This is a genomic window from Micromonospora jinlongensis (assembly GCF_013410645.1).
Lineage (GTDB): Bacteria > Actinomycetota > Actinomycetes > Mycobacteriales > Micromonosporaceae > Micromonospora > Micromonospora zamorensis.
This window is the reverse complement of the sequence record NZ_JACCHK010000001.1, coordinates 2,696,346-2,718,838: the sequence shown is the minus strand read 5'-3', so window position 1 is coordinate 2,718,838 and position 22,493 is coordinate 2,696,346. Positions and strand designations below refer to the sequence as shown.

Annotated in this window: 19 protein-coding genes and 2 pseudogenes; 16 read left to right on the top strand and 5 right to left on the bottom strand. The window is 69.7% G+C overall.

What is annotated here, in order from left to right:
- Positions 1–260 precede the first annotated feature (260 nt).
- Positions 261–1,361, top strand: a complete 1,101-nt coding sequence (locus HNR22_RS11585; RefSeq protein ID WP_179780373.1) for a hypothetical protein — start codon at positions 261–263, stop codon at positions 1,359–1,361.
- Positions 1,362–1,435: 74 nt separating this feature from the next.
- Here the strand turns inward: HNR22_RS11585 and HNR22_RS11580 are convergent, their stop codons facing one another.
- On the bottom strand, positions 1,436–2,716 hold the full coding sequence (locus HNR22_RS11580) for a PIN-like domain-containing protein (protein WP_179780372.1): 1,281 nt from the start codon (positions 2,714–2,716) through the stop codon (positions 1,436–1,438).
- Between the two features lie 299 nt (positions 2,717–3,015).
- On the opposite strand from HNR22_RS11580, the gene HNR22_RS11575 reads away from it, so the two are divergent.
- From HNR22_RS11575 to HNR22_RS11565, 3 genes are all read left to right on the top strand, one after another.
- Positions 3,016–3,567 carry a DinB family protein gene (locus HNR22_RS11575; RefSeq protein ID WP_179780371.1) on the top strand — a complete coding sequence of 184 codons (552 nt, stop codon included), beginning with the start codon at positions 3,016–3,018 and terminating at the stop codon, positions 3,565–3,567.
- 93 nt (positions 3,568–3,660) lie between these two features.
- Positions 3,661–5,262: an FG-GAP-like repeat-containing protein gene (locus tag HNR22_RS11570; RefSeq protein WP_179780370.1), complete on the top strand. Its 1,602-nt coding sequence runs from the start codon at positions 3,661–3,663 to the stop codon at positions 5,260–5,262.
- A 181-nt stretch (positions 5,263–5,443) separates the two neighbouring features.
- Positions 5,444–5,992, top strand: a complete 549-nt coding sequence (locus HNR22_RS11565) for a hypothetical protein (protein WP_179780369.1) — start codon at positions 5,444–5,446, stop codon at positions 5,990–5,992.
- Positions 5,993–6,017: 25 nt separating this feature from the next.
- Here the strand turns inward: HNR22_RS11565 and HNR22_RS11560 are convergent, their stop codons facing one another.
- A complete protein-coding gene (locus HNR22_RS11560; RefSeq protein WP_179780368.1) occupies positions 6,018–6,395 on the bottom strand; it encodes a sigma factor in 378 nt (125 codons plus the stop codon).
- Positions 6,396–6,533: 138 nt separating this feature from the next.
- On the opposite strand from HNR22_RS11560, the gene HNR22_RS11555 reads away from it, so the two are divergent.
- On the top strand, positions 6,534–7,163 hold the full coding sequence (locus HNR22_RS11555) for an HAD-IA family hydrolase (RefSeq protein WP_179780367.1): 630 nt from the start codon (positions 6,534–6,536) through the stop codon (positions 7,161–7,163).
- Positions 7,164–7,176: 13 nt separating this feature from the next.
- Here HNR22_RS11555 and HNR22_RS11550 read toward each other — a convergent pair whose 3' ends face one another.
- Positions 7,177–8,112, bottom strand: coding sequence for a phosphotransferase family protein (locus tag HNR22_RS11550; RefSeq protein WP_179780366.1), 936 nt, complete (start codon positions 8,110–8,112; stop codon positions 7,177–7,179).
- A 150-nt stretch (positions 8,113–8,262) separates the two neighbouring features.
- Here HNR22_RS11550 and HNR22_RS11545 point away from each other — a divergent pair, with 150 nt between their 5' ends.
- Both HNR22_RS11545 and HNR22_RS11540 read left to right on the top strand, forming a co-directional pair.
- Complete coding sequence (locus HNR22_RS11545; RefSeq protein WP_179780365.1) at positions 8,263–8,742, top strand: GNAT family N-acetyltransferase; 480 nt, start codon at positions 8,263–8,265, stop codon at positions 8,740–8,742.
- A 93-nt stretch (positions 8,743–8,835) separates the two neighbouring features.
- On the top strand, positions 8,836–9,978 hold the full coding sequence (locus HNR22_RS11540) for a polysaccharide pyruvyl transferase family protein (protein WP_179780364.1): 1,143 nt from the start codon (positions 8,836–8,838) through the stop codon (positions 9,976–9,978).
- A 9-nt stretch (positions 9,979–9,987) separates the two neighbouring features.
- On the opposite strand, the gene HNR22_RS11535 is transcribed toward HNR22_RS11540, so the two are convergent.
- Entirely contained in the window at positions 9,988–10,194 is a 207-nt protein-coding gene (locus HNR22_RS11535; RefSeq protein WP_088949546.1) for a hypothetical protein, read from the bottom strand.
- An 83-nt stretch (positions 10,195–10,277) separates the two neighbouring features.
- Between HNR22_RS11535 and HNR22_RS11530 the strand changes: the two genes are divergently transcribed.
- From HNR22_RS11530 to HNR22_RS11520, 4 genes and pseudogenes are all read left to right on the top strand, one after another.
- Positions 10,278–10,796: a DinB family protein gene (locus HNR22_RS11530; RefSeq protein WP_179780363.1), complete on the top strand. Its 519-nt coding sequence runs from the start codon at positions 10,278–10,280 to the stop codon at positions 10,794–10,796.
- Between the two features lie 202 nt (positions 10,797–10,998).
- Positions 10,999–11,469 (top strand): annotated as a pseudogene (locus HNR22_RS32015) (ATP-dependent helicase); the annotation flags it as partial.
- A 105-nt stretch (positions 11,470–11,574) separates the two neighbouring features.
- Positions 11,575–14,346 (top strand): annotated as a pseudogene (locus HNR22_RS11525) (DEAD/DEAH box helicase); the annotation flags it as partial.
- Positions 14,346–15,275 (top strand): SWIM zinc finger family protein, encoded by a 930-nt coding sequence (locus HNR22_RS11520; protein WP_343059786.1) that lies wholly within the window; start codon positions 14,346–14,348, stop codon positions 15,273–15,275. The pseudogene HNR22_RS11525 and the gene HNR22_RS11520, both read left to right, overlap by 1 nt.
- Before the next feature lie 4 nt (positions 15,276–15,279).
- On the opposite strand, the gene HNR22_RS11515 is transcribed toward HNR22_RS11520, so the two are convergent.
- On the bottom strand, positions 15,280–15,537 hold the full coding sequence (locus HNR22_RS11515; protein WP_179780361.1) for a DUF3040 domain-containing protein: 258 nt from the start codon (positions 15,535–15,537) through the stop codon (positions 15,280–15,282).
- A gap of 431 nt (positions 15,538–15,968) precedes the next feature.
- On the opposite strand from HNR22_RS11515, the gene HNR22_RS11510 reads away from it, so the two are divergent.
- Genes HNR22_RS11510 through HNR22_RS11490 form a run of 5 tightly spaced genes read left to right on the top strand, consistent with a single transcriptional unit; the run spans position 15,969 to position 22,264 of the window.
- A complete protein-coding gene (locus tag HNR22_RS11510; protein ID WP_179780360.1) occupies positions 15,969–18,068 on the top strand; it encodes a DUF1800 domain-containing protein in 2,100 nt (699 codons plus the stop codon).
- Between the two features lie 8 nt (positions 18,069–18,076).
- Positions 18,077–19,459 (top strand): DUF1501 domain-containing protein, encoded by a 1,383-nt coding sequence (locus HNR22_RS11505; protein ID WP_179780359.1) that lies wholly within the window; start codon positions 18,077–18,079, stop codon positions 19,457–19,459.
- Positions 19,456–20,874 (top strand): ferric reductase-like transmembrane domain-containing protein, encoded by a 1,419-nt coding sequence (locus HNR22_RS11500; RefSeq protein ID WP_179780358.1) that lies wholly within the window; start codon positions 19,456–19,458, stop codon positions 20,872–20,874. Before HNR22_RS11505 ends, HNR22_RS11500 begins: the two co-directional genes overlap by 4 nt.
- A gap of 12 nt (positions 20,875–20,886) precedes the next feature.
- Positions 20,887–21,489, top strand: a complete 603-nt coding sequence (locus HNR22_RS11495) for an FMN-binding protein (RefSeq protein WP_179780357.1) — start codon at positions 20,887–20,889, stop codon at positions 21,487–21,489.
- Positions 21,490–21,538: 49 nt separating this feature from the next.
- Complete coding sequence (locus HNR22_RS11490) at positions 21,539–22,264, top strand: FAD:protein FMN transferase (RefSeq protein WP_179783509.1); 726 nt, start codon at positions 21,539–21,541, stop codon at positions 22,262–22,264.
- Positions 22,265–22,493: the final 229 nt, after the last annotated feature.

The window sequence follows — 22,493 nt, the reverse complement described above, 5'->3', positions numbered from 1 at the left end:
CTAACGGGCTGGCGTTGTTTCCGCAGTGATTGTCACCAGAGTCGCTAAGGTTTATGCGTCGGATGTCCGTCGCTCTATTGCTCCGGGTGCTGACAGTCTGACAGCATGTCTCGATGCCTGTTGGATCGGTGTCAGCGATGCTTGCAAAAATTGCCCTAGCCGAGCTGTCAGTCCTGACGACAGTAGGGCTTGCGATCTATATAGTGCAAGGCCAAGGGTTTTCGGCTTTCGCGGAAGCGCTCCGGTACCCTCGCCTACTCATGCGCAAAAAACTGCGGTCCATCCCGTTCATTCTGGCGAGGCTACCCGATTTAGAGAAGGCCCAAATAATCGCCATTCCTCTTTCTCCCATTTTGTTCGTCGGAGGGTTCCTTGGCTATGGCGTTGACCGAGGCCTCCGCTATATCGGCTACTCACCGATCATTCCGCTATGGGTCGCCTTGCCGTGTATCTTGGCCTTCTCCTTGGCCGTGGCCGTCCGGGCAGAGGCGCTGCGCCTGTCGCGGCTAATTCGTTTCTGGCTCGAATCATTGCACGGAGGGCCCCGGAGCGCCAAGCGTCGAGAGGTTGGCTGGCGACTCACGGCGCTCGTGTGTACAGACGCATTCGTCGTATCCGCAGGCCTTGGGACGATTATTGTTCTGATTGGCCCGATGAGTTCTCTCTATCCACGTCTTCTTCCCACAGGCGAACCCTCCAACCTGCAAATCGCCGCTGTCGTCGGGGCCACATGCGCGGTCACCATATCTGCTATTTGGGTGCTATCTATAGTAGAGCGTCTCTTGCTGAGCCGTGCCCCTTATCTGCAAGCTCTCCGTACACTGGACTCGCTGGCATATCGTGCCGAATTCCATTCGGTGGCATCGCCTGACCCGCTAGGCCCAATGCGACGGTCACTGATAGGCGCGGCCCATCAGTTAGAAAGGTGTGCAAGGCAGCTTGAGCTTGATCTGCCCGACGGAAATCCTAGTGCTGTCGGAGCCCTGTTCTATGGTAGCGCTGCACGGTTGCGTCGTTTCGTCGGCTCTCGTGAATCCTTATCGCTTTACGTACCTATCGAGGTCACTAGGACGGTCGAACTATCCGTACTTCTTCTTCTGGAGACCCAGCGGGAAGAAATTTATGAAGAAGCGGCCGACTTGTGGGAAGTATTCGACAAGGATGGACTTCCTAACTTTCCGAGACGGCACGTTCGCTTTGCGAGGCTTCGATCAAGGCTGAGTAGTCTCGGGCGAGGTATAGAACCGACTGGCAAGAGTGTTCAGACCTTGGCTCAGGTTGGAGTGGTCCTGCTTGTGATCTTCCTCTTCGTGTCCGGGGAGATTGACCTCGTTGCAGTAATCAAGAAACTGATTCAGTAGGGTTCGCCTTGCCCTAAAGTGCAATCCGCCGGAAGCTCTACGGCAGGGGAGCTGCACCAGCGCGGCCATGGTGGTCAAACGCGACGAGGAGCGCCAAGACGGGTCGGCGGTTCGGCTGCATGAAGTGGATTTGCGGTGTCATCGCCGACCAAGAGGAGGTCGATTTCGGCGGCCTCGACTTTACGTTGAAGATTTTCGTACGCTACATCCCTGTCAGCCAATCGCTCTTCAAATTCCACTATAAGGGCCTGGATCCTGCCCTTTTCGAAGAACGACTTGTTGGCCTGCGCAGGAGGTAGGCCTCCTTCAAGCTGTTTATTCAAATACGCGAATTGGTTTTTCAGCTTGGAGATTTGATCGCGAACGTACATGCGTTCTGCGGACGTAAAATGCAACTCCTGACGCAACTCATTCCGACGGAACCTCAGTCCCACAATCTCGTCGTCAAGCGCCTCGCTTGCAGGCAGTTCGCCTGCCTGCCGGATCGTCTCGGTGCTAACGTCGGCATTGAGATATTGCTTTGCGTGGTACAAGAGGGTTTGGGTGGTCATCATCACTAGTTGCACGCCGCACAGTCTCTGTGCTTCCTCTGCCAACTCTGGATGGGCTGCAACAATCTTGCCTCTAACCTTTAAGTACCAGTCGTCCTTCTGGTCCCCGGTCACGAACACTAGGTGCGAAGTCGATCGGTGCTTTGCTTCGTCCAATGTCTGGCGCCAAACGAAGTAGTCGCCGTGCTTAGTAGTCTTGTCTGCATCCTTGAAGCCTGGCGGGATCTTCTCCTTGATCCTTCGCTCCGCTTCCTTGATCGCTTCGTCCCCTTCTGCCTCCTGAAATGGAGACCCAATGTGGTCGCCAATTATGACCTGGAGCAGCGCAAGGATTCCGTCCTGCATTTCCTTGTCCGCAGGAGCATGGTCGTTGCTCAAGCGCAGCAAGGAGTCTTCTAGTGGATCGAAGATGCCGGATAGTTGTTGCAGGAGTTGGTCACGTTCGACGTCGGTAAGCGCCGCTCTATTGGAAAGACTCCTAATCTTGCTTTCTAAATCCGCCTCGGCTGCTGCCTTATGCGTGGCGATGGCGCTCAGGACGGTGTCGTATGTAGCGCGCCGGCCGGCCATCACTTCAAGTCTGTTGCGATGAAACTCTAGGCCGACTTGATGCGGAATCCAGAGGCGGTCCTGTAGACGTTCCAGCGTGGACAGGAGTTCTTCACGCGCTTTGGGAGCGAACCTGTAAGCCGAGAGAAGGACATTCGTGTCGAGAACTATCATTCCGGTTGTAAGGGCCGTTCGAACCGTCTCGTCGGTTGGAGCGAGGAAGTGGGCGAACCCGCTGCTGAAGTTCTTGGTCAACCTGACTCCCTCGATCGGTCCCTTAAGGCCGGTGCGTCGAGGCCAGCGTACGTGCTCCACCATCGCTCAGATCAAGGCCGGAGGTCCCCTAGGGATCGTCTCATCTTTCGTCTCGTTCAGGATCGTTCAGGGCCGGCCGTCGTCGACTGTCACGCGCTACTGGCATACGGTTTGGTCACCCGTGGACCCGGTTGGATACGGCATCATCGAACTTACAAGCGGGGGGTCGCAGGTTCGAAACCTGCCGCGCCCACCCTTCACCTCGACCTGCCTCGTTCGGCCCGCTAGCCTCGGTCACCATGGTCGACGCGGACGAGCATGGTCACCCCGCACCGCCGATCGCGGGTAACGAGACCGCCACTCTGCTGGGCTCCCTGGATCGACAACGCGCCACCCTGGCATGGAAAACCGGTGGGCTCGACGCCGCCGGCCTGCGGGCGACGCTGGGGCCGTCGTCGATCACCCTGGGTGGGTTGCTCAAGCACCTCGCCTTCGTCGAGGACTTCTACTTCTCGCTCAAACTGTCCGGGCGATCACCCGGGCCGCCGTGGGAGGCGGTCGACTGGGTCGCGAACCCCGGCTGGGACTGGCAGTCGGCCGCCGAGGACAGCCCGGAGCAGCTCAACACGCTGTGGCGGGAGGCCGTCGCCCGTTCCCGCGCCACGGTTGCCGAACTGTTGGCCGACGCCGGGCCGGAACAACTGGCCCGGGGCGAGTGGCCCGACGGCGAGGTGCCGAGCCTGCGTCGAATCCTCGTCGACCTCATCGAGGAGTACGCCCGGCACGTCGGTCACGCGGACCTCATCCGAGAGTCGGTGGACGGGCTCACCGGCGAGGATCCGCCCCGCTGAGCTGGGTACGGTTCGTGAACAGGCCCAGGTCGCTCAGGCGTGGCACCCCCGATCGTCACGTTACGGGGCAGTCTCCGATCAGAAAGTGAATTAGTGTCGGAGCGCTACAAGGGCCAGCCTTGGGCTGACATCACGGGGGATGCCTTGTCACACAAACGTTATCGCGTCGGCACTGTTCTCAAACTGCTCGGTCCGGCGCTCGCGGTCACTGTCCTGGCCGGTGCGCCGGCACAGGCGGTCGTGGGGTCCGTGCCGGATGCCGGGGCCAACCTCGGTTTCGTGGCGAAGGTCGACACGGCGGGGCGTGCCTGTACCGGTGCACTGATCAATGCGTGGTGGATCGTCACTGCTGCGTCCTGCTTTGCGGTGGACGGCCAAGCCCTCGCGCCTGGTGCCCCGGCCAAGCCCGCCACCGTCACCATCGGCCGCACCGACCTGACCACGACGGGCGGGCACGTCGTCGCGGTCACCACCCTCGTGCCACGCCCCGACCGCGACCTCGTCCTCGCCAAGCTCGCCAGGGCGGTCAGAGACATCGTCCCGGTTCCTCTTTCCACCTCTCCGGCCGCTCCTGACCAGGCACTGACCGCAGCAGGGTACGGGCGTACGGCCAGCGAGTGGGTGCCTGACTCCCTGCACACCGCGCAGTTCACCGTCGAGAGCGCCGGCACCACCACCTTCGCGGTAACGGGGCTCACCCCGGATGCGGCCCTGTGCAAGGGTGATGCGGGAGGCCCGGCATTGCGCGAGGCGGGCGGGCGTCTCGAACTCGTCGGTCTCCATCACACGTCCTGGCAAGGGGGCTGCTACGCGGAGACCGAAACCCGGCGAGGCGCTGTCGAGACCCGGGTCGACGATCTGCTCGGCTGGATCACCCAGAACGCCCCCGTGCCCAGCTCCGGTGATTTCAACGGTGACGGTAGGGCGGACGTCGCTGGTATCGACGGCAACGGTGACATGCGGTTGTACGTGGGTGATGGTGCCGGGTTGTTGTCGGGTGGTGAGTTGATGTGGACGGTTCAGCCGGGTGGTTGGGCGAGCTTCAAGGCCATCGCGGGTGGTGATTTCAACGGTGACGGTAGGGCGGACGTCGCTGGTATCGACCGCAATGGTGACATGCGGTTGTACGTGGGTGATGGTGCCGGGTTGTTGTCGGGTGGTGCGTTGATGTGGACGACTCAGCCGGGTGGTTGGGCGAGCTTCAAGGCCATCGCGGGTGGTGATTTCAACGGTGACGGTAGGGCGGACGTCGCTGGTATCGACGGCAATGGTGATTTGCGGTTGTACGCGGGTGATGGTGCTGGCTTGTTGTCCGGTGGTGCGTTGATGTGGACCGTCCCCCGAGGTGGTTGGGCGAGCTTCAAGGCCATCGCGGGTGGTGATTTCAACGGTGACGGTAGGGCGGACGTCGCTGGTATCGACCGCAATGGTGACATGCGGTTGTACGTGGGTGATGGTGCCGGGTTGTTGTCGGGTGGTGAGTTGATGTGGACGACTCAGCCGGGTGGTTGGGCGAGCTTCAAGGCCATCGCGGGTGGTGATTTCAACGGTGACGGTAGGGCGGACGTCGCTGGTATCGACGGCAACGGTGATTTGCGGTTGTACGCGGGTGATGGTGCTGGCTTGTTGTCCGGCGGTGCGTTGATGTGGACCGTCCCCCGAGGTGGCTGGGCCCGCTTCAAGGCCATTGTCTGACGACGGATGAGGAATGGCACCGTTCCGTTCATCGGGCCGGTGCCATCCCGTCCCTGGGCAGTACAGCCAGCTCGCGCGTCGCTGAGCTGTAGACCGAGGAGGGGCTGCTGGAGTACCAGACGCCCGGCAACCGGTCAGGGCTGGTAGGTGCGCGCGCCATCGACACCGCCATGATGGGCGGGTGCAGGACACCGTCGCCGTCGCGTTGATCACCTCACTGTCCACGTTGGCCGCCGCCGCCCTGACCGGGTTGGTCGGCGCGCTGAGCACCCGACGGCAACTGGCCCACCAGCTCGCCGTGGCCCGTCGGGAGAGCGTCGAACGGCGGGCGACGCGCCGGGAGGAGCTACGGCGGGACGCGTACGTCGGGTTCCTGAGCGCCTGCGACCAGGCGTACCGGCAGTTGGACCGGCGGTGGCTCGAAGACGGCGGGAGCGAGCCGGTGCCGGGCTACGACGAGGCGTACGCGGCGATGCGCGCCGTGGACGAGGCGTACAACCTGGTGTTGTTGGAAGGGCCGGCGGAGGTCGAGGCGGAGAGCCGGGCTGTGTTGACCAGCATCGGTGCGGAGCGCGCCGACCAACGTCGGTTGGGCGAGGAGCCGGGCGGCGCGACGGCGCCCTTGCGTGAGCGCCATCGGGAGCGCTGGCTCGCTGCGATCGAGGCACGGACAAATCGCCGGATCTCGTTCGTCGACGCCGTTCGCCCGGTGCTGGATCGGGAAGGGTGACGCCGACCCGTGCTGCTGTCGTTTCTCACCCACCAGACCGGCGCGCCCGCCTGACGCGATGACGGCCCGTTGGCGGGGGGGTGAGGTGGCGCAGCGCGGCGGTGAGGGTCAGTCGCAGGGCGGTGGTGTCGCTGTGGTCGCCGCCGGCTCGTTCGGTGGGTTCGGCTTCGAGCCGTTCGGCGAGGCGTCGGCGTCGCCACCAGGAGACCTGTTGGTGGTACATCACCCGGCGGACGTACGCCTCGGGATCGCCGTCGCGGATGCGTCGCCAGTGGCGGTAGGTGCGCGCCAGGGCGGTCTGCACGAGGTCTTCGGCGAGTTGATGGTCGCCGGTGAGGAGATAGGCGGTCCGGGACAGGGCCGGCGAACGCTGCACCACGAACTCGTGGAACGTCTCGGTCATGCCCACCCCCTCGGTGAGAAGAACGCCTCCCGTGCGGCGAATGGTTGAGGCTTCCTGCTGACCTGAGGACCGCACCTGCTCAGCATGCAGATCATCGCCGTCCTATCCTCGCGGTGCGAGCAACAAGAGGAGGTGGGCGTGGAACTGGCAGGCATCGGCGCGGTGCTGTTCGACATGGACGGCACCCTGGTCGACTCCGACGCCGCCGTGGAGCGGGCCTGGGAGCGGTGGGCCGTCGAGTACGCCGTCGACCCCGCCGGGGCGCTGGCGATCGCGCACGGCAGCCCCGCCGACCGGACCATCCGCCGGCTGCTGCCCGCGCTCGACGACAGCGCGGTCGCCGCGGCTGCGGCGCGGCAGCTCTCGTTGCAGTACGACGACCTGTCCGACGTGACGGCCACCGTCGGGGCGTACGACCTGCTGAGCGCGCTGGCCCGGTTGGGGTTGCCCTGGGCGGTGGTGACCAGCGCGGACGCGCGACTGGCCGAGGCTCGGCTCGGTGCCGCCGGCATCGTCGCGCCGGTGCTGGTCACCGTGGAGGACGTGCGCCTGGGCAAGCCGGACCCGGAGGGCTACCTGCGGGCCGCCGCTCTGCTGGGCGTGCCCGTGGCGCGGTGCCTGGTGGTCGAGGACGCCGAGGTGGGGCTGCGGGCCGGGCGGGCGGCCGGTGCGATGACCGCCGCGCTGAAGGGCCTCGACGGCGATCTGCGCCTTGCCGACCTGGCGCAACTGGCACGCCACCTGGAGTCGACGCCGACGGCCCCCTGACCCGCCCGCCGGGTCACCCGAGGCGGGTGGCCAGCCAGGGGAGCAGGGCGTCGGCCTGGGCCTGCTGAAAGGCGCGGACGGTGGGGATGCCCTGCGGCGGCGGACGACGAGCGCTGTCGGCGAAGAACCCGGCCAGCCCGGCGTACACCCCGGTGAGCGTCATCGGGTCGACCTCGGCGGTGATGGGCAGCCGGCGCAGCAGGGACTCGGTGTCGTGCCCGCCGTGCAGCCGGACGTTGACCAGCAGCAGCGCGGTGTCCAGCCAGGCCGGCCCCCGGCAGGCCCACGGCCAGTCGACGACGGTGACAGTGCCGGTCGCGTCGAGCAGCAGGTTGTCGGCCCGTACGTCCACGTGGCAGAGCGTGTCACCGGTCAGTGCGGCGATGCCGTGGTCGGCGGCGGCGCGCAGTTGGTCCAGGTGCTCCCGGGCCCACGGGTCCAGCACAACCGGCGGGTCGGCGGCGATCCGGTGCCAGCCGGCGAAGTCCTCGGCCAGCAGGTCGGCGGCGGTCGGCACGTGCGTGACCGGGCTCGGGGTGAGCACGGCGGCCATCACCTCCAGAGCCTTCAGGACGCGGGTCAGCTCGTCTGCCCGCCACGGGGTGGCCGGGTGTCGACCGTCCACGTCGGAGAAGACCAGCGCCACCCACTCGCCGTCGTCGTGGCAGCCCAACAGTCGGGGCGTCGGTGCCGAGGCCGGCAGGGCGGCGGCCGTGCGGGCCTCCGCCCGGTGCATTCTGGGGCTGTCCGGGTTCTGCGCCGGGCTGATCGCCTTGACGAACGCCCGCAGACCGGTCGCGGTGCGGACCCGGTCCGCGGTGCCCGGCGAGTAGCCGCCCGGCTGGGACACCGCCTCGACCACCCGATCGCCGATGATCTCCTGCACCGACGTCCGGACCCGCTCGGGCAGGTCCGTCCAGCTGATTCGGCCGGTGGTCTGCTGCGTCATCTACTCACCGTGCGCCCCGTCCGCGCCGCCGGACAACCCATTTCCCCGCCGGTGGCCACCCCCTCCGGATGTCCCGCCGTGGCGAACCCGGTGGCGTGTCCGGGTGGGTTCTGCTGCACTACCCGCTGGCAACGACGAAGGGGAGCGACTGTGGAATTGACGTTGACGCCGATGACGGCGCAGGAGCTGGCCCGACTGCTGGTGTCGCTGGAGCAGGGGTACGCCGATGACCTGGTGGCGCACCGGGGGATGACGCCGGAGGCGGCCCTGGAACGGTCGGTCAGCCAGATCCGGGAGTCGCTGCCGGCGGGCGCGGCCACCGAGGGGGCGCTGCTGCGGACGGGTCGGGTCGGTGACACCGAGGTCGGCTGGATCTGGGTGACCCTGCCGACGGTCGCCGCCCCGGAACAGGCGTGGATCCACAACATCGAGGTGCACGAGGAACACCGGGGACACGGGTACGCGCGGCGGATGATCCAGCTCATCGAGGCCGAACTCGCCCAGCTCGGCGTGCCCGAGCTGGGTCTGAACGTCTTCGGTACGAACACCGTGGCGATCGGCCTCTACCGCAGTCTGGGCTTCGAGGTCACCTCACAGCAGATGGCGAAGCGGATCGACCCGGCGGGCTGAGGTCGGAAGCGAGGCCCAGGACGGTCCCTCGGCAGGACTGTTCACCTGCCCAGCGGGAAACCGGCGCGGACCGCACCTGGGGAGGAGCGACGGATGACGCACGGTGCCGGACTGACCATCGGTGTGCTCGGCTCGTACGGTGGGCGAAACCTCGGCGACGAGGCGATCCTCACCGGCCTGCTCACCGATCTGCGTACGCAGGAACCGAATGCCCGGATCATCGTCTTCTCCCGTAACCCGGAGCACACCCGGGCCGCCCACCCGGACGTCGAGGCGGTGCCCTGGGAGGGCGTCAGCCGCACCGACTCCGCCCTGGTGCTGGCCCAACTCGACCTGCTCATCCTGGGCGGCGGCGGCATCCTCTACGACCGGGAGGCTCGCCGCTACCTGCGGGTGGTCCGGGTCGCCCAGGAGCGGGGCCTACCGCTGATCACGTACGCGGTGGGGGTCGGGCCGCTCAGCGACGGGGTGGACACCGGCATGGTCCGGGAGACGCTCTCCGGCGCCACCCAGGTGACCGTCCGGGACCAGGAGTCCCGCATGGTGCTGGAGGAGGCTGGCCTGCTCAACCCGATCACGGTCACCGCGGACCCGGCCTTCCTGTTGCAGCCGGAGGAATTCCCGGCGCACCTGCTGGCCGAGGAGGGTGTGCCGGTCGGCAAGCGCCTGGTCGGGATCAGCGTCCGGGAGCCGGGGCGGGCCGCCGAGCGGCTGGACGTGGACGGCTACCACCGGCTGCTGGCCCAGATCGGTGACTTCCTGGTGCACCGGATCGACGCGTACGTGCTGTTCGTGCCGATGGAACGCGACGACATCCGGCACGCCCACGGCGTCCTGTCCCACATGGTCGCCGCCGAGCGGGGCCGGATCCTGCACGGCACCTACTCGCCGCAGCAGGTGCTCGGGCTGATGCGCCACTTCGACCTGGCCGTCGGCATGCGCCTGCACTTCCTGATCTTCGCGGCGATGGTCGGCACACCGTTTTTGCCGCTGCCGTACGCCGGCAAGGTCTTCGACCTGGCCCAACGACTCGGCGTCCCGGCCCTGCGCGGCGTGGAGCGGGAGGTCGAAGGGCCGCTGCTGGCCGAAGTCGACCGATTGTGGGACGAGCGGGAGCAACGCGCCGAGGCCACCGCCCGCCGGGTGGCGGAGGTGTGCGAGCAGGCGAGGGGCACCTCGGAGGTCACCCGTGGCGTGTTGGAGAGCCTGCGCAGTCAGACCCTCACCCGGGTCTGACCTGGGCGGTCACACCGCCGGGCCGGTCCACCGGTAGCGCCACTCGCGGGCCTCTTCCCGGGCGGTCTCCAACTCGTAGATCTGCGCGTCGGCCAGCCCACCCGAGCCGATGTGGTGATGGGTCAGCGGCGGACGGCCGTTGCTGTCCAGCTCGACGGTGATGGTCTGCCCGTCCGCCGTGCCGCCGACGAGAAGGATCTGCACGGATGAAGCCATGCGCCCATCCTGCCCGTAGCGCCGCCCGCCCGCAGCGGATAGCGGGGCAGCGGGGAGCTCCGCTTCGTGACTAGGGTCGGCGGATGGAGCAGACCATCGATCCGACGCTCGGTCCGGTGCTCGCCCGCACCGCCGACGAACGCGCCGTCCTGGACTCGTTCCTCGACTTCCACCGAGCCGTGCTGCTGCGCAAGCTGCGCGGTCTCTCCGACGCCGACGCGCGCCGCCGGCTGGTGCCCTCGGCGACCACGCTCGCCGGTCTGGTCAAGCACCTGACCATGGTCGAGCGGAACTGGTTCCCGACCCTGCTGGCCCCCGAGCCCGGCGATGTCTACCTGACCTCGGACGAGGACGCGGCGGCGCACTTCGCGGTCGGTGACCAGGACACCGTCGCCGGGCTCACCGAAGCGTACGAGCGGGCCTGCGCCCGATCCCGGTCGGTCGCCGCGAGCCTCGACCTCGACCACGTGGTGCCCCACCCGCAGCTCGGCGAGGTGTCGCTGCGCTGGGTGCTGGTGCACATGATCGAGGAGACGGCCCGGCACGCGGGTCACGCCGACATCCTGCGGGAGCTGACCGACGGCGAGTCCGGCGCGATCTGATCATCGGGCACCCGCAGCCGCCTGATCGACACACGTTCGTTGAATTCGGGGTGTCCGGTCCGCCTGGATACCGCGATATCAATGAAGCCGTGTCGATCACGCCGGGCAGCCCTTGACGGCGACGCGGTGAGCCCTGGGTGGGATGCGCCGGACCCGCAGGCGGCCGCCTATCCTGGGCGCGGGCGGCGACGAGGGGGAGCAGGTGCTGGTCATCCACGGGCTGTGGCTGCCCGGCGACAGCCCAACCGGCGGTCTCGCCGTCTGGGCCGAGGACAGCGCCACACCATCCGCACCGACCCGTTCCGGTCGGTCGCCCCGGGAACGCCCGCACCCCTTCGCCGCCGGGCACACCGACCTGGTCGCCGTCCTCGCCGACGCCGCCGAGCCCGCCCGGCCGGACACCGCGCTGCTCACCCTGCCCACCCGGGCCGGCACGCCGACCGACTCACCCGAGCTGATCCGGACCGCCGTCGCACCCCCGGCCCGCGGCCGGCTCACCCTGGCCGGGTGGCGGGTCCCCGTGCTGGTGTACGCCCCTGACGACGCGCTGCCTCTCCTGCGTGCCCTGGACGAACTCCCGGCGGTGCCCGGGGCCACCCTGCGTCACCTCGCCGAGCTGGCCGACTTCGCCGCCGACCTGGTGACCCGTGGCCGTGTCCTCCCCGGCGTCCGCACGACGGAGCCGAGCACGCCGTCGGCCGCCGAAGCGCCGTCGGCCGCCGAAACGCGGTCGGCCGCCAATACGCCGTCGGAAGCCGGGGCGCAGGTGCCGGCGCTGGCGGTCTGGCGTCCCCTGCTGACCGGCACCGACGCCGCATGGGCCCGCTCGCTGGCACTGGCCCTGCCACCAGCCGCCCGAGCCGCCGTCGTGCCGACCGCCGTCGTGCCGACCGCCGTCGTGCCGACCGCCGGCGCGCAGCCCGTGGCCACCGCCGTTGCCTCGCGGCCCATGCCCACCGCCGCTGCTCTGCCACCGACCACGAGCACCGCCACTGACCCAGCCGCCACCACCACCTCGACCACCGGTCCGGGCGATGGTGAGCTGACTGCCGCCGAGGTGGTCGCGGATGCGCTGGACGCGCTGACCGACGCCGCCGCGCGGGCCGCTCTGGCGACCACCACCCTGGCGCGTGGGCTTCGGCCGGGTGGCCCGGTGCCGGCCTGGTTGGCCGCGCTCGCCGGCCCCCGGCGCGACTTCACCGTCGACCCGGCCGCGTTGGCCACCCTGCGCGCCGAGCTGGACCACTGGCAGCGTGACGCCGCGGGCGGGCCGGTGCGGGCCAGTTTCCGGCTGGTGGAACCGGCCCCCGACGAGGTCACCGAACCCATCCTGGCCACCCGCCCGGTGCCGACCGACGTCGTGCTGGCGTCGGTCGAGCCGGCCGGCGGTGGGCGCTGGCGGTTGGAGTTCGGGTTGCAGGCCGCCGACGAACCCGGCCTGCACGTCGACGCCGGGCAGATCTGGCGGGCGCCGCAGACCCTCGGCGGCCTGGCCGGCCGGACGACCAGCCCGCAGGAGACGCTGCTCGCCGAGCTGGGCCGGGCCAGCCGGCTCTGGCCGGATCTGGACGCCGCGCTGCGGACCGCCGCCCCCGAGGCGATGGACCTCGACGTCGAGGGGGCGCACCGGTTCCTCAGCGAGGGCGCTCCGGTGCTGCACGCGGCCGGTTTCGGGGTGCTGCTGCCGTCCTGGTGGCAGCGCCCGTCGGCGCGGCTCGGCGCCCGGTTGCGTGCCCGCAGTCGCACCGCGCCCGGCACGGTGGGTGGCACCGAAGCCGGTGTCGGTCTGGACGCCCTGGTCGACTACCGCTGGGAGGTCGCCCTCGGTGACCATCCGCTGTCCGCCGACGAGTTGGCGACGCTGGCCGAGTTGAAGACCCCGCTGGTGCGGCTGCGCGGCCGGTGGGTGGAACTGGACCCGGGGCGGCTCGCCGCCGGTCTGCGCCTGCTCCGTTCCACGGGAGAGTTGACCGTCGCCGACCTGCTCCGCCTCGGGCTGGCCGACGGCGAGGCCACCGGGGCGCTACCGGTGCTGGAGGTGAGCGCCGACGGGGCGCTCGGCGACCTGCTCGCCGGTGCGGTCGAGCGCCGACTCACCCCGCTGGACCCACCGCCGAGCTTCGTGGGCACGCTGCGGCCGTACCAGCAGCGTGGGTTGGCGTGGCTGGCCTTCCTGCGCTCGCTCGGGCTGGGTGGTGTGCTCGCCGACGACATGGGGCTGGGCAAGACCGTCCAACTGCTCGCGCTGCTCGCCGGGGACCCGCCGGAGGCCGGCCCGACCCTGCTGGTCTGTCCGATGTCACTGGTCGGCAACTGGCAGCGGGAGGCGGCACGGTTCACGCCAACGCTGCGTGTGCACGTACACCATGGGGCGGAGCGGGCGCGGGGGGCGGAGTTCACCGCGGCCGCGCACGGCGCGGACCTGGTTCTCACCACCTACTCGGTGGCGGCCCGCGACGCCGTCGACCTGGCCGGCATCGACTGGCACCGGGTGGTCGTGGACGAGGCGCAGGCGATCAAGAACGCGTCGACCCGGCAGGCCGAGGCGGTCCGCGCGCTGCCGGCCCGGCAGCGGGTGGCGGTGACCGGAACGCCGGTGGAGAACCGGCTCGCCGACCTGTGGTCGATCATGCAGTTCGCCAACCCGGGTCTGCTCGGGCCGGCAGCGACGTTCCGCAAGCGGTTCGCCGAGCCGATCGAGCGGCACGGCGACGCCGAGGCCGCCGAGCGGCTGCGCCGGATCACCGGCCCGTTCGTGTTGCGCCGACTCAAGACCGACTCGTCGATCATCTCGGATCTGCCGGAGAAGCTGGAGATGGAGGTGCTCTGCAACCTCACCGCCGAGCAGGCCGCCCTGTACCGGGTGGTGGTCGACGACATGCTCACCCGGATCGAGACCAGCGACGGCATCGAGCGACGGGGCCTGGTGCTGGCCACCATGACCCGGCTCAAGCAGGTCTGCAACCACCCGGCGCAGTTGCTCCGCGACGGTTCGACGCTGGAGGGGCGCTCCGGCAAGCTTTCCCGGCTGACCGAGATCCTGGAGGAGGTGCTGGCGGCGGGGGAGCGGGCGTTGCTGTTCACGCAGTACGCCGAGTTCGGTGCGATGTTGCGGGGTCACCTGTCGGCGCGCTTCGGCCGGGAGGTGCTGTTCCTGCACGGTGGGCTCGGGAAGGCCGAGCGGGACGCCATGGTGCAGCGCTTCCAGTCGGCGGACGGGCCGCCGCTGTTCGTCCTCTCCCTCAAGGCCGGTGGCACCGGGCTCACCCTGACCGCCGCCAACCACGTGGTGCACGTGGACCGGTGGTGGAACCCGGCGGTGGAGGACCAGGCCACCGACCGGGCGTTCCGGATCGGGCAGCGCCGACGGGTGCAGGTCCGCAAGTTCGTCTGCGCCGGCACTGTGGAGGAGAAGGTCGCGGCGATGATCGCCGACAAGCGTGCCCTCGCCCAGCGGGTGGTGGGCACCGGCGAGCAGTGGATCACCGAGCTGTCCACCGGCCAGTTGCGCGAGCTGTTCGCCCTGGAAGCCGGGGCGGTGGTGGAGTAGTGAGCGAGGACAGCGGCGGCGTGAGCACGGACCGGTTCGCCGACTACGGCCGCCCCCGCAAGGTCGACGGGGGTCTGCGGGCGCGCAGCGCCCGGGGCGCGATCGGCCGATCCTGGTGGTCCCGGCGTTTCCTGGAGGTGCTGGAGTCGTTCGCGCTCGGCACCCGGCTGACCCGCGGCCGTTCGTACGCGCGGGCCGGTCAGGTGCTCTCGCTCGACGTCACACCCGGGCTGGTCAGCGCGGTGGTGCAGGGCTCCCGGCCGCAGCCGTACCAGGTGTCCATCGCGCTACGGCCGTTCCCGGCCGCGCTCTGGTCCCGAATCGAGGAGGAGTTGGCCGGGCAGGCGTTCTTCAGCGCCCGGCTGCTCGCCGGGGACCTCCCCGACGAGCTGGAGGAGCTGTTCGTCGCCGCCGGCGCGCCGCTCTTCCCGGCCGCCGTCGACGAGCTGACCCAGCGGTGCAACTGCCCCGACTTCGCGGTGCCGTGCAAGCACCTCGCGGCGACGTTCTACCTGCTGGCTGAGGCCTTCGACGCGGACCCGTTCGAGCTGCTGCACTGGCGCGGACGGTCCCGCGCCGAGCTGCTCGCCGAGCTGCGCGCCCGTCGGGTGCAGGCCACCGGCGCCGCCCCACCGCCCCAGCCGGTCCTTGCGGCGTCCGCACCGGACACCGGCCAGTCGACAGTGGACGTCGCGGCCCCGGTCGGCGCGGCCCGCGCGCTCGCCGGGCTGTCGGCGACGCCGCTACCGGAGGCGGCAGACCGGTTCTGGCTGCCGCCGGTGCCGCTGCCCGATCGGCCGCCGCGACTGGCGACCGGTCCCGACCTGCTGCTACGCCAGCTCGGGGCGCCAGCCCCGACCATCGGCGGGCCGGGACTGCTCGAACGGCTACGCCGCGCGTACCGGGCGTTCGGCCCGGCCGAGCGGTGAGCCGTCACGTCCAGCGGCGGCGGAACCGCCACATGATCGCGGCGTTGACCACGAGCACCACCGCGCAGATCGCACCGGTCAACCGACCGGCGAACACGGCGATCGCCGGCAGCGACGCCCACAGCACGATGGTCAACAACATCAGATAGCGGCCCCTGCGGGCCCGGACCCGGTGGTCCAGCCGGGCGAAGAATGCCGGGTCGCTCTCCCGGAGCTGACGGGTGATCTGGTCGAACCTGCGCTGATCCTCTTTGCTGAGCATGGCGCTGCCTTCCCCTCACGCGTTCAGCGGTTCGGCGGCATACCCGCTGTGGTGGCGGCTCACGCTCGACCGCCGCTGCTACTTTTCCTCCACGTGAGGGCACCTCATGTCCGGCTTATCTGAACCTTAAGTTTGTCTGTGGTGGTGAACGGCGCGGAAAGTGTCGCGTACGGCCGTGTGGTCCGTTCCGTGCCCGGCTGCCGCGCGTACGCCCTGCTGGGGAGGTCCGCACCGGTGCCCGGTCAGACATTGGTCGCCAGCGTCGTACTGAGCGCTGTCTTAAGTGCCCTCACGAGGGTGTTCGGCCCACCTTGAAGGCCCCTGGGGCCTTGGTTACCTTGCCGTAGCAACCCCCTCAGGCAACAGTCGCCGCACCTGCCGCACCTGCCCGGTCGCAGCTTCCGGCGCTCATCAGAAATCGGGATTGGTACATGGCCGACCAGAATGTGCCACCACGTCGACCGCGGGACGACCGCGGTTGGGACGGACGTCAGCACCACAACGCGGACGGTTACGGCGACCCCAACACGCCCGCGCCCTACGGGTACGACTCGCCCCACCCCTACCAGGGCGGCTACCCGGCGCAGGCCGACCCGCGCGAGCAGTACGGCGAGGTTTACCCGCCGGCCGGGCACCCGGCTCCCGCCCCGCGCGGGCCGCAGTGGGTCGGCCCGGAGGGGCTCGGACGCCCGGCACCGGCGCGTCCCGCCGGCACCGGACTGCCCACCCTGGACGATGACGACGAGTCGGGCCGCAAGGTCGGCCGGCGCAAGGCCATGGTGGCTCTCGGCGGCACCGCCGCCGTCGTCGCCGGTGGCGCGGCGCTCGCCATGACCCCGCAGATCCGCGGCCTCTTCGGTGACGAGGCGGCGGCCGGTGACGCCACCGGCAGCACGGTGACCGACGGCACCGCGGCGCGGCCCAGTGGCCAGCAGCCCAGCACGGTGCGTACCTACACCGAGCAGAACGAAAGCTACATGGGCTCCCGGGCCGGCGAGGCGCTGAAGAAGAACGCGCCGGCCGGTGGACGGAGCTTCTCCGGGCCGGCCGCCGCCGCCGCGGCGACCCAGGTGACCGTGAAGACGGTGCTGGCCAAGGATCCGATCCTGCACCTGGCCCGGCGGACCACCTTCGGCCCGACACCCGCGGTGATCGCCGATATCAAGAACCAGGGCATCGACGCCTGGATCCGCGCCCAGCTGGACCCGGAGAAGATCGCGCCGAGCAAGGCCGAGCTGAAGCTCGCCGAGCTGCCCACCCAGAAGCTCACCGTGCAGCAGTTGCGCACCCAGCGGGACCAGCTCAACGAGCAGGGCGCCCAGCCGGAGCGGGAGATGATCGACGCCACCATCGCCCGGCAGATCTGGTCGAAGCGCCAGCTGTTCGAGGTGATGGTCGACTTCTGGAACGACTTCCTGCACGTCGCCGCCGACTTCGACGGTGGCGAGGTGTACCGCAACTCGTTCGACCAGGACGTGGTGCGCAAGTACGCGCTGGGCAGCTACCCGGAGATGCTGGTCGCCGCGAACAAGCACCCCGCGCTGCTGATCTACCTGAACCAGAAGGACTCGCGCAAGGACGCGATCAACGAGAACCTGGCCCGGGAGAACCTCGAGCTCTACTCGGTGGGCGTCGACGGCGGCTACAAGGAGCCGGACGTGCGCCAGGCGGCCATGCTCCAGACCGGCCGCGGCATCGACAAGGACGGCAAGTACGTCTTCAAGCCCGAGCAGCACTACGTCGGCAAGGTGAAGATCCTCGGCTTCACCCACCCGAACAACTCCGCGGACCCGAAGAAGGCCGACGCGGCGATCGACGCGTACATCACTTACATCGCGCTGCACCCGTCGACTGCGAAGTACATCGCGCAGAGCCTGGCGACCCGCTTCGTCTCGGACACCCCGCCGAAGTCCCTGGTGGACCGGCTGGCCAAGATCTACATCACCAACAACGGCCTGATCAAGCCCGTGCTGATGGCGATGTTCTGCTCCTCCGAGTTCTGGGCTGGCGTGGGCCAGAAGGTGCGCCGGCCGATGGAGTACCTGGTCGCCACGTACCGCACCCTGGGTGTCTCGCCGGACGCGTCGCCGAAGCACAACAACGGTGACAGCAAGCGCACCCCGTACGCCCGCGGCCTGCGCCAGATCCACGACAAGCTGCGCGAGCTGGGCCACTACCCGATGGGTCAGCCCACCCCGGACGGCTACCCGGACGTCTACGTCGCCTGGACGTCGGCCGGCACCATGGTCAACGGCTGGAACGAGGCGGGCGAGATCCTCGCCGGCTACCGCACCGCCTTCACGTACACGGCGCCGGAGAAGCTGGTCGCCAAGCCGCCGGCCACCGCCGGGGCGTACGTGGACGCGCTCTCCCAGCGGCTGGTGGGCCAGAAGCTGAGCACGCGAGAGAAGAACTTGATCCTCGGCGTGGCCGGCGTGCCGGCGACCGCCAAGGTCGACGCCACGTTCAACGGGGCCATCACCGCCGTCGCGCGGGCGATCCTCGCTTCCCCCCAGCACCACCTCCGGTGAGGCACCCGATGGAGAAGACTGTGTACAACTCTTTCCCCCTGCACCCCGAATGCCCCGACGTGCGCCGGCTGGCCGACAACCCGGCCGAGGCGTTGCTGCGCGCGGAGGCGGACATCGTCGCCGCCGAGAACGCCGCGGAGTTCGACCGCTACCGCACGCTGGAGAACCTGGAGGAGGCCCAGCAGGACGGTCGGGGCGTCACCCGGCGTACCTTCGTCGCCGGTGCCGCGGCCACCGCCACCGCCCTGGCCACCGCCCAGTTCGTCACCACCTCGGCGTCGTTCGCGGCGACCAAGACGGGCACCCTGATCCACGTCTTCCTCTACGGCGGGCTGGACGGGCTGAGCCTGGTCGCACCGGACAACGACCCGGTGCTCGCCAAGGCCCGCCCCGACCTGCTGCTCGGCAACGACTCGCTGGCCCTGGGCCGTGGGTTCAAGCTGACCAGCGCCTTCAAGCCGTTGGAGAAGTGGCTCGGCGCCGGCCAGTTGGGCTTCATCCCGGCGGTCTCGGACGAGCGGCTGTCGCGCAGCCACTTCCAGGCCGCGGACGCCTGCAACCTGGGCGGGCTGCCCAACGAGACCGGCGGCCGGGGTTGGCTGGACGGTCTGGTCGACAACCTGGGCAAGGGCACCGCGTTCCGCAGCGTCGGCATCGGCAGCACCCTGCCCCGCTCGCTGGTCGGCAACAACGGCGCGATCTCGCTGAACAACATCGGGTCGTTGCGGCTCAACGGTGACGAGCGGTTCCGGGCCGCCACCGAGAAGGCCATCAAGGGGCTGTTCACCGGGATCAACCACCCGGTCGAGGAAGCCGTGCAGGAGGGCATGGGCGCGCTGGCCACCGCCCAGCAGCTCGCCGCCAAGCCGTACCAGCCCGTCGAGGGCGTCAAGTACGAGGGCGTCGGCAACGCGTTCAAGCAGCTCGCCCAGCTGATCAAGGGCGGTGCCAACGTCCGGGTCGCCACTGTCGGCATGGGTGGCTACGACACCCACGAGAACCAGGGCACCAGTGCGGGCGGCCAACTGCACCGCCGGTTGAACGAGCTGGCCAGCGCCATGGCCGCGTTCTTCACCGACCTCGGCCCGCAGGCCGCCGACGTGACGATCATGGTGTCCAGCGAGTTCGGCCGTCGGGTCGGCTCCAACGGTGGCGGCACCGACCACGGCCACGGTGGCGTGGTCACCGTCCTCTCCGGCAAGAAGCTGGCCGGTTCCCTGCTCGGCACCTGGAACGGCCTGGACAAGCTCGACTCCGGTGACGTGCCGGAATACAACAACATGTTCAACGTCTACGGCTCTCTGGCCCAGGGCCGGTTCGGGCTCACCAACGCGGAGGTGCAGAAGGTGTTCCCCCGCATGAAGTACGCCCCGATGAAGCTGTACGCGTGACGTACCCGCACACCCACGCCGCCGGCCGTCGTACCGGGACCTCGTCCCGGCACGGCGGCCGGTCGGCGGTACCCGTACCCCCGCAGATCCCGGACCGGCGCGGACCCGGCGGCCGGCGGCTGCTGGGCGTGCTGCTCCTGGTCGGCCTGGTCGCCAGCGTGCTGCCGTGGTGGCTGGGCACCCCCGCCGGCTCGCTGCGGAGCACCGCGACGACCGTCACGGCGGCGGGCCGGATCACCGGTCTGATCGCCGGTTACCTGCTGCTGGTGCAGGTGCTGATGATGAGTCGGCTGCCGGTGCTGGAGCGGTGGATCGGCGGCGAGCAGATGGCCCGCTGGCACCGCGACGTCGGCGCCACCCTGCTGGTCACCGTGCTGGCGCACATGTCGCTGATCCTCGTCGGCTACGCCGACCTGCGGAACCAGTCGATCATCGCCGAGGTCGGCACGCTGCTCGGCGACTACGAGGACATGGTCTCGGCGTTCGTCGCCGCCGGCATCATGATGCTGGTCGGGTTCAGCAGCATCCGGGCGATCCGGCGGGCGCTGCCCTACGAGTTGTGGCACGCCCTGCACCTGTCCAGCTATCTGGTGCTGCTGCTCGGCTTCGGCCACCAGTTCACCCACGGCGCCCAGTTGTACAAGCCCGGTCCGGTGCGCACCGGCTGGATCGCGCTCTACCTGCTGGTGGTCGCCGCCCTGCTCTGGGGGCGCGTGATCGCGCCGCTGGCGTTCAACCTGCGCTACAAGCTGCGGGTCGCCGACGTGGTGGCCGAGAGCCCGGACACCATTTCCATCTACCTCACCGGGGAGCGGCTCGGTCGGCTGGCGATGCTCGGCGGCCAACACTTCCGGTGGCGGTTCCTCACCCGGGGCTGCTGGTGGCAGTCGCACCCGTTCTCCGTCTCCGCCGCCGCCAACGGCCGTTGGCTGCGGGTCACCGTCAAGGTGGTCGGCACCCACACCGCCGACCTGCGCGACCTGGAACCGGGCACCCGGGTCTGGGCCGAGGGGCCGTCGGGCACCTTCACCGCCGCGCACCGGGTGCGCGAACGGGCCCTGCTGATCGCCGGCGGCAGCGGCATCACGCCCATCCGGGCGATGCTGGAGGAGCTACCCCCGGGCGCGGCCCTGATCTACCGCGCGAGTACCCCGGCCGACGTGCTGCTCAGCCGTGAGCTGGACTGGCTGGCCCAGGAGCGGGACACCTCCGTCTGGTACGTCATCGGCTCCCGCGACGACCCCGGCCCCCGTCAGTTGTTGAGCCCGGACGGGCTGCGTCAGCTGGTGCCCGACGTGGCCCGGCGCGACGTCTACCTGTGCGGGCCGCCCGGGCTGGTGGACCAGTCGGTGCGCGCGCTGCGCCGAGCCGGCGTGCCCCGACGGCAGATCCACCTGGCCACGTTCGAGTTGTAGGAAAGGCATCCCATGCGTCGCGCGTTCCTCGCGATCACCGGTCTGGCCGCCAGCACCACCGCGCTGGTGGTGTTCAAGGGCTCGCCGAGCGCCACCCCGGTCGCCCAGAACCTGCCGACCGCCCAGCCGGTCAACCCCACCCCGCAGGGGGTCGACCCGAGCGCCGACCCGGCCGCGCCGGGCACCGACCCGGCGGCTGGCGCGCCGTCGCCGTCAGCGAGCGCCGACGCGCCGGTGTCGCCCAAGCCCGGCAAGACCACCGCCCGCCCGTCGGGCACCAAGGCGACCACCAAGCCCCCCAGCGCGCCGCGGACCACCAAGGCACCCCAGTCGACCACCCGCCGGGTCACCGGCACCGGCTTCGACAACGAGTACGGGTACGTGCAGGTGCAGATCGTTGTCTCCGGCACCCGGATCGTCGAGGCCGTCGCACTGTCGCTGCCCAGCGGGGGTGAGTCCGACATCCACAGCGGCGACGTCAGCAACCGCTACGACGGCACCGGCGGCGAGGTGGTGCAGAAGCAGAGCGCCAACCTCAACACCGTCTCCGGCGCCACCGAGACCAGCAACTCCTACAAGCAGTCCCTGCGGTCCGCCATCGAGCAGGCATTCTGACGTGCCGGCCGCGCTGACCCGACCCGGGCTGTGCCGGGTCGAACAGATCATGGGCACGGCGATCACCCTGGATCTCGCCGACGACCTGCCACCGGCGACCCTCCGCGAGTTGGCCGATGAGGTCTTCGCCTGGATGCGTGAGGTGGACGCCCGGTTCAGCACCTACAAGCCGGACAGCGAGGTGTGCCGCTTCGACCGGGGTGAGGTGCTGCTCTCCGAGGCGTCCGCGGACCTGCGGTTCGTGCTGGAGACCTGCGCCGACCTGTGGGGCGCCACCGACGGGTTCTTCGACGCGTACGCCACCGGACGGCTCGACCCGTCCGGCTTCGTCAAGGGCTGGGCGGCCCAGGTCGCCTCGGATCGCCTGCTCGCCGCCGGTGCCGGGAACCACTGCGTCAACGCCGGCGGTGACGTGCGCGTACGCGGTCTCTCGCCGTCGGGGGAGCCGTGGCGGATCGGCATCCGGCACCCGTGGGACGCGATGTCGACCTGCCTGGTGCTCACCGGGACCGACCTGGCCGTGGCGACGTCCGGCGTCTACGAGAGGGGCCGGCACGTGCTGGACCCGCGCCGGGGCGCGCCGGCCAGCGGGTTGCGCTCGGTGACAGTGGTCGGCACCGACCTGGGGGTGGCCGACGCGTACGCCACCGCCGCGCTGGCCATGGGGGCCACCGGTCTGGGCTGGCTGGACCGTCTGGACGATGACCACACCCACGCCGTCGTCACCGACGACGGCCGTCAGTACTACTCCGCCGCCATCCCGTCGACCGACTAGCGGACCGGGCGGTGGGTGCCGGCTGGGCGGGACCCGGTGGGGCGGGGGCGGCCGGGGCGCGAGCCGGACGGGCGGGTGCCGGCCCAGCGGTGTCCTGGGTGGTTGCGCCGGGGCGGCTCGGTGCCGCCGGGATGAGAGGCTCTGTCGTCCGTGGACATCGTTCCCCCGTTCGTGGCGCGCGTTCGCGCCGTCTCCCTGTCAACGAGGACCGGCGCTCCGGCGACGCTGT

Coding starts and splice junctions, on each gene's coding strand:
- HNR22_RS11585 (WP_179780373.1), top strand. CDS start 261: ATGCGCAAAAAACTGCGGTCCATCCCGTTCATTCTGGCGAGGCTACCC.
- HNR22_RS11575 (WP_179780371.1), top strand. CDS start 3,016: ATGGTCGACGCGGACGAGCATGGTCACCCCGCACCGCCGATCGCGGGT.
- HNR22_RS11560 (WP_179780368.1), bottom strand. CDS start 6,395: ATGACCGAGACGTTCCACGAGTTCGTGGTGCAGCGTTCGCCGGCCCTG.
- HNR22_RS11550 (WP_179780366.1), bottom strand. CDS start 8,112: ATGACGCAGCAGACCACCGGCCGAATCAGCTGGACGGACCTGCCCGAG.
- HNR22_RS11540 (WP_179780364.1), top strand. CDS start 8,836: ATGACGCACGGTGCCGGACTGACCATCGGTGTGCTCGGCTCGTACGGT.
- HNR22_RS11535 (WP_088949546.1), bottom strand. CDS start 10,194: ATGGCTTCATCCGTGCAGATCCTTCTCGTCGGCGGCACGGCGGACGGG.
- HNR22_RS11530 (WP_179780363.1), top strand. CDS start 10,278: ATGGAGCAGACCATCGATCCGACGCTCGGTCCGGTGCTCGCCCGCACC.
- HNR22_RS11515 (WP_179780361.1), bottom strand. CDS start 15,537: ATGCTCAGCAAAGAGGATCAGCGCAGGTTCGACCAGATCACCCGTCAG.
- HNR22_RS11510 (WP_179780360.1), top strand. CDS start 15,969: ATGGCCGACCAGAATGTGCCACCACGTCGACCGCGGGACGACCGCGGT.
- HNR22_RS11505 (WP_179780359.1), top strand. CDS start 18,077: ATGGAGAAGACTGTGTACAACTCTTTCCCCCTGCACCCCGAATGCCCC.
- HNR22_RS11495 (WP_179780357.1), top strand. CDS start 20,887: ATGCGTCGCGCGTTCCTCGCGATCACCGGTCTGGCCGCCAGCACCACC.
- HNR22_RS11490 (WP_179783509.1), top strand. CDS start 21,539: ATGGGCACGGCGATCACCCTGGATCTCGCCGACGACCTGCCACCGGCG.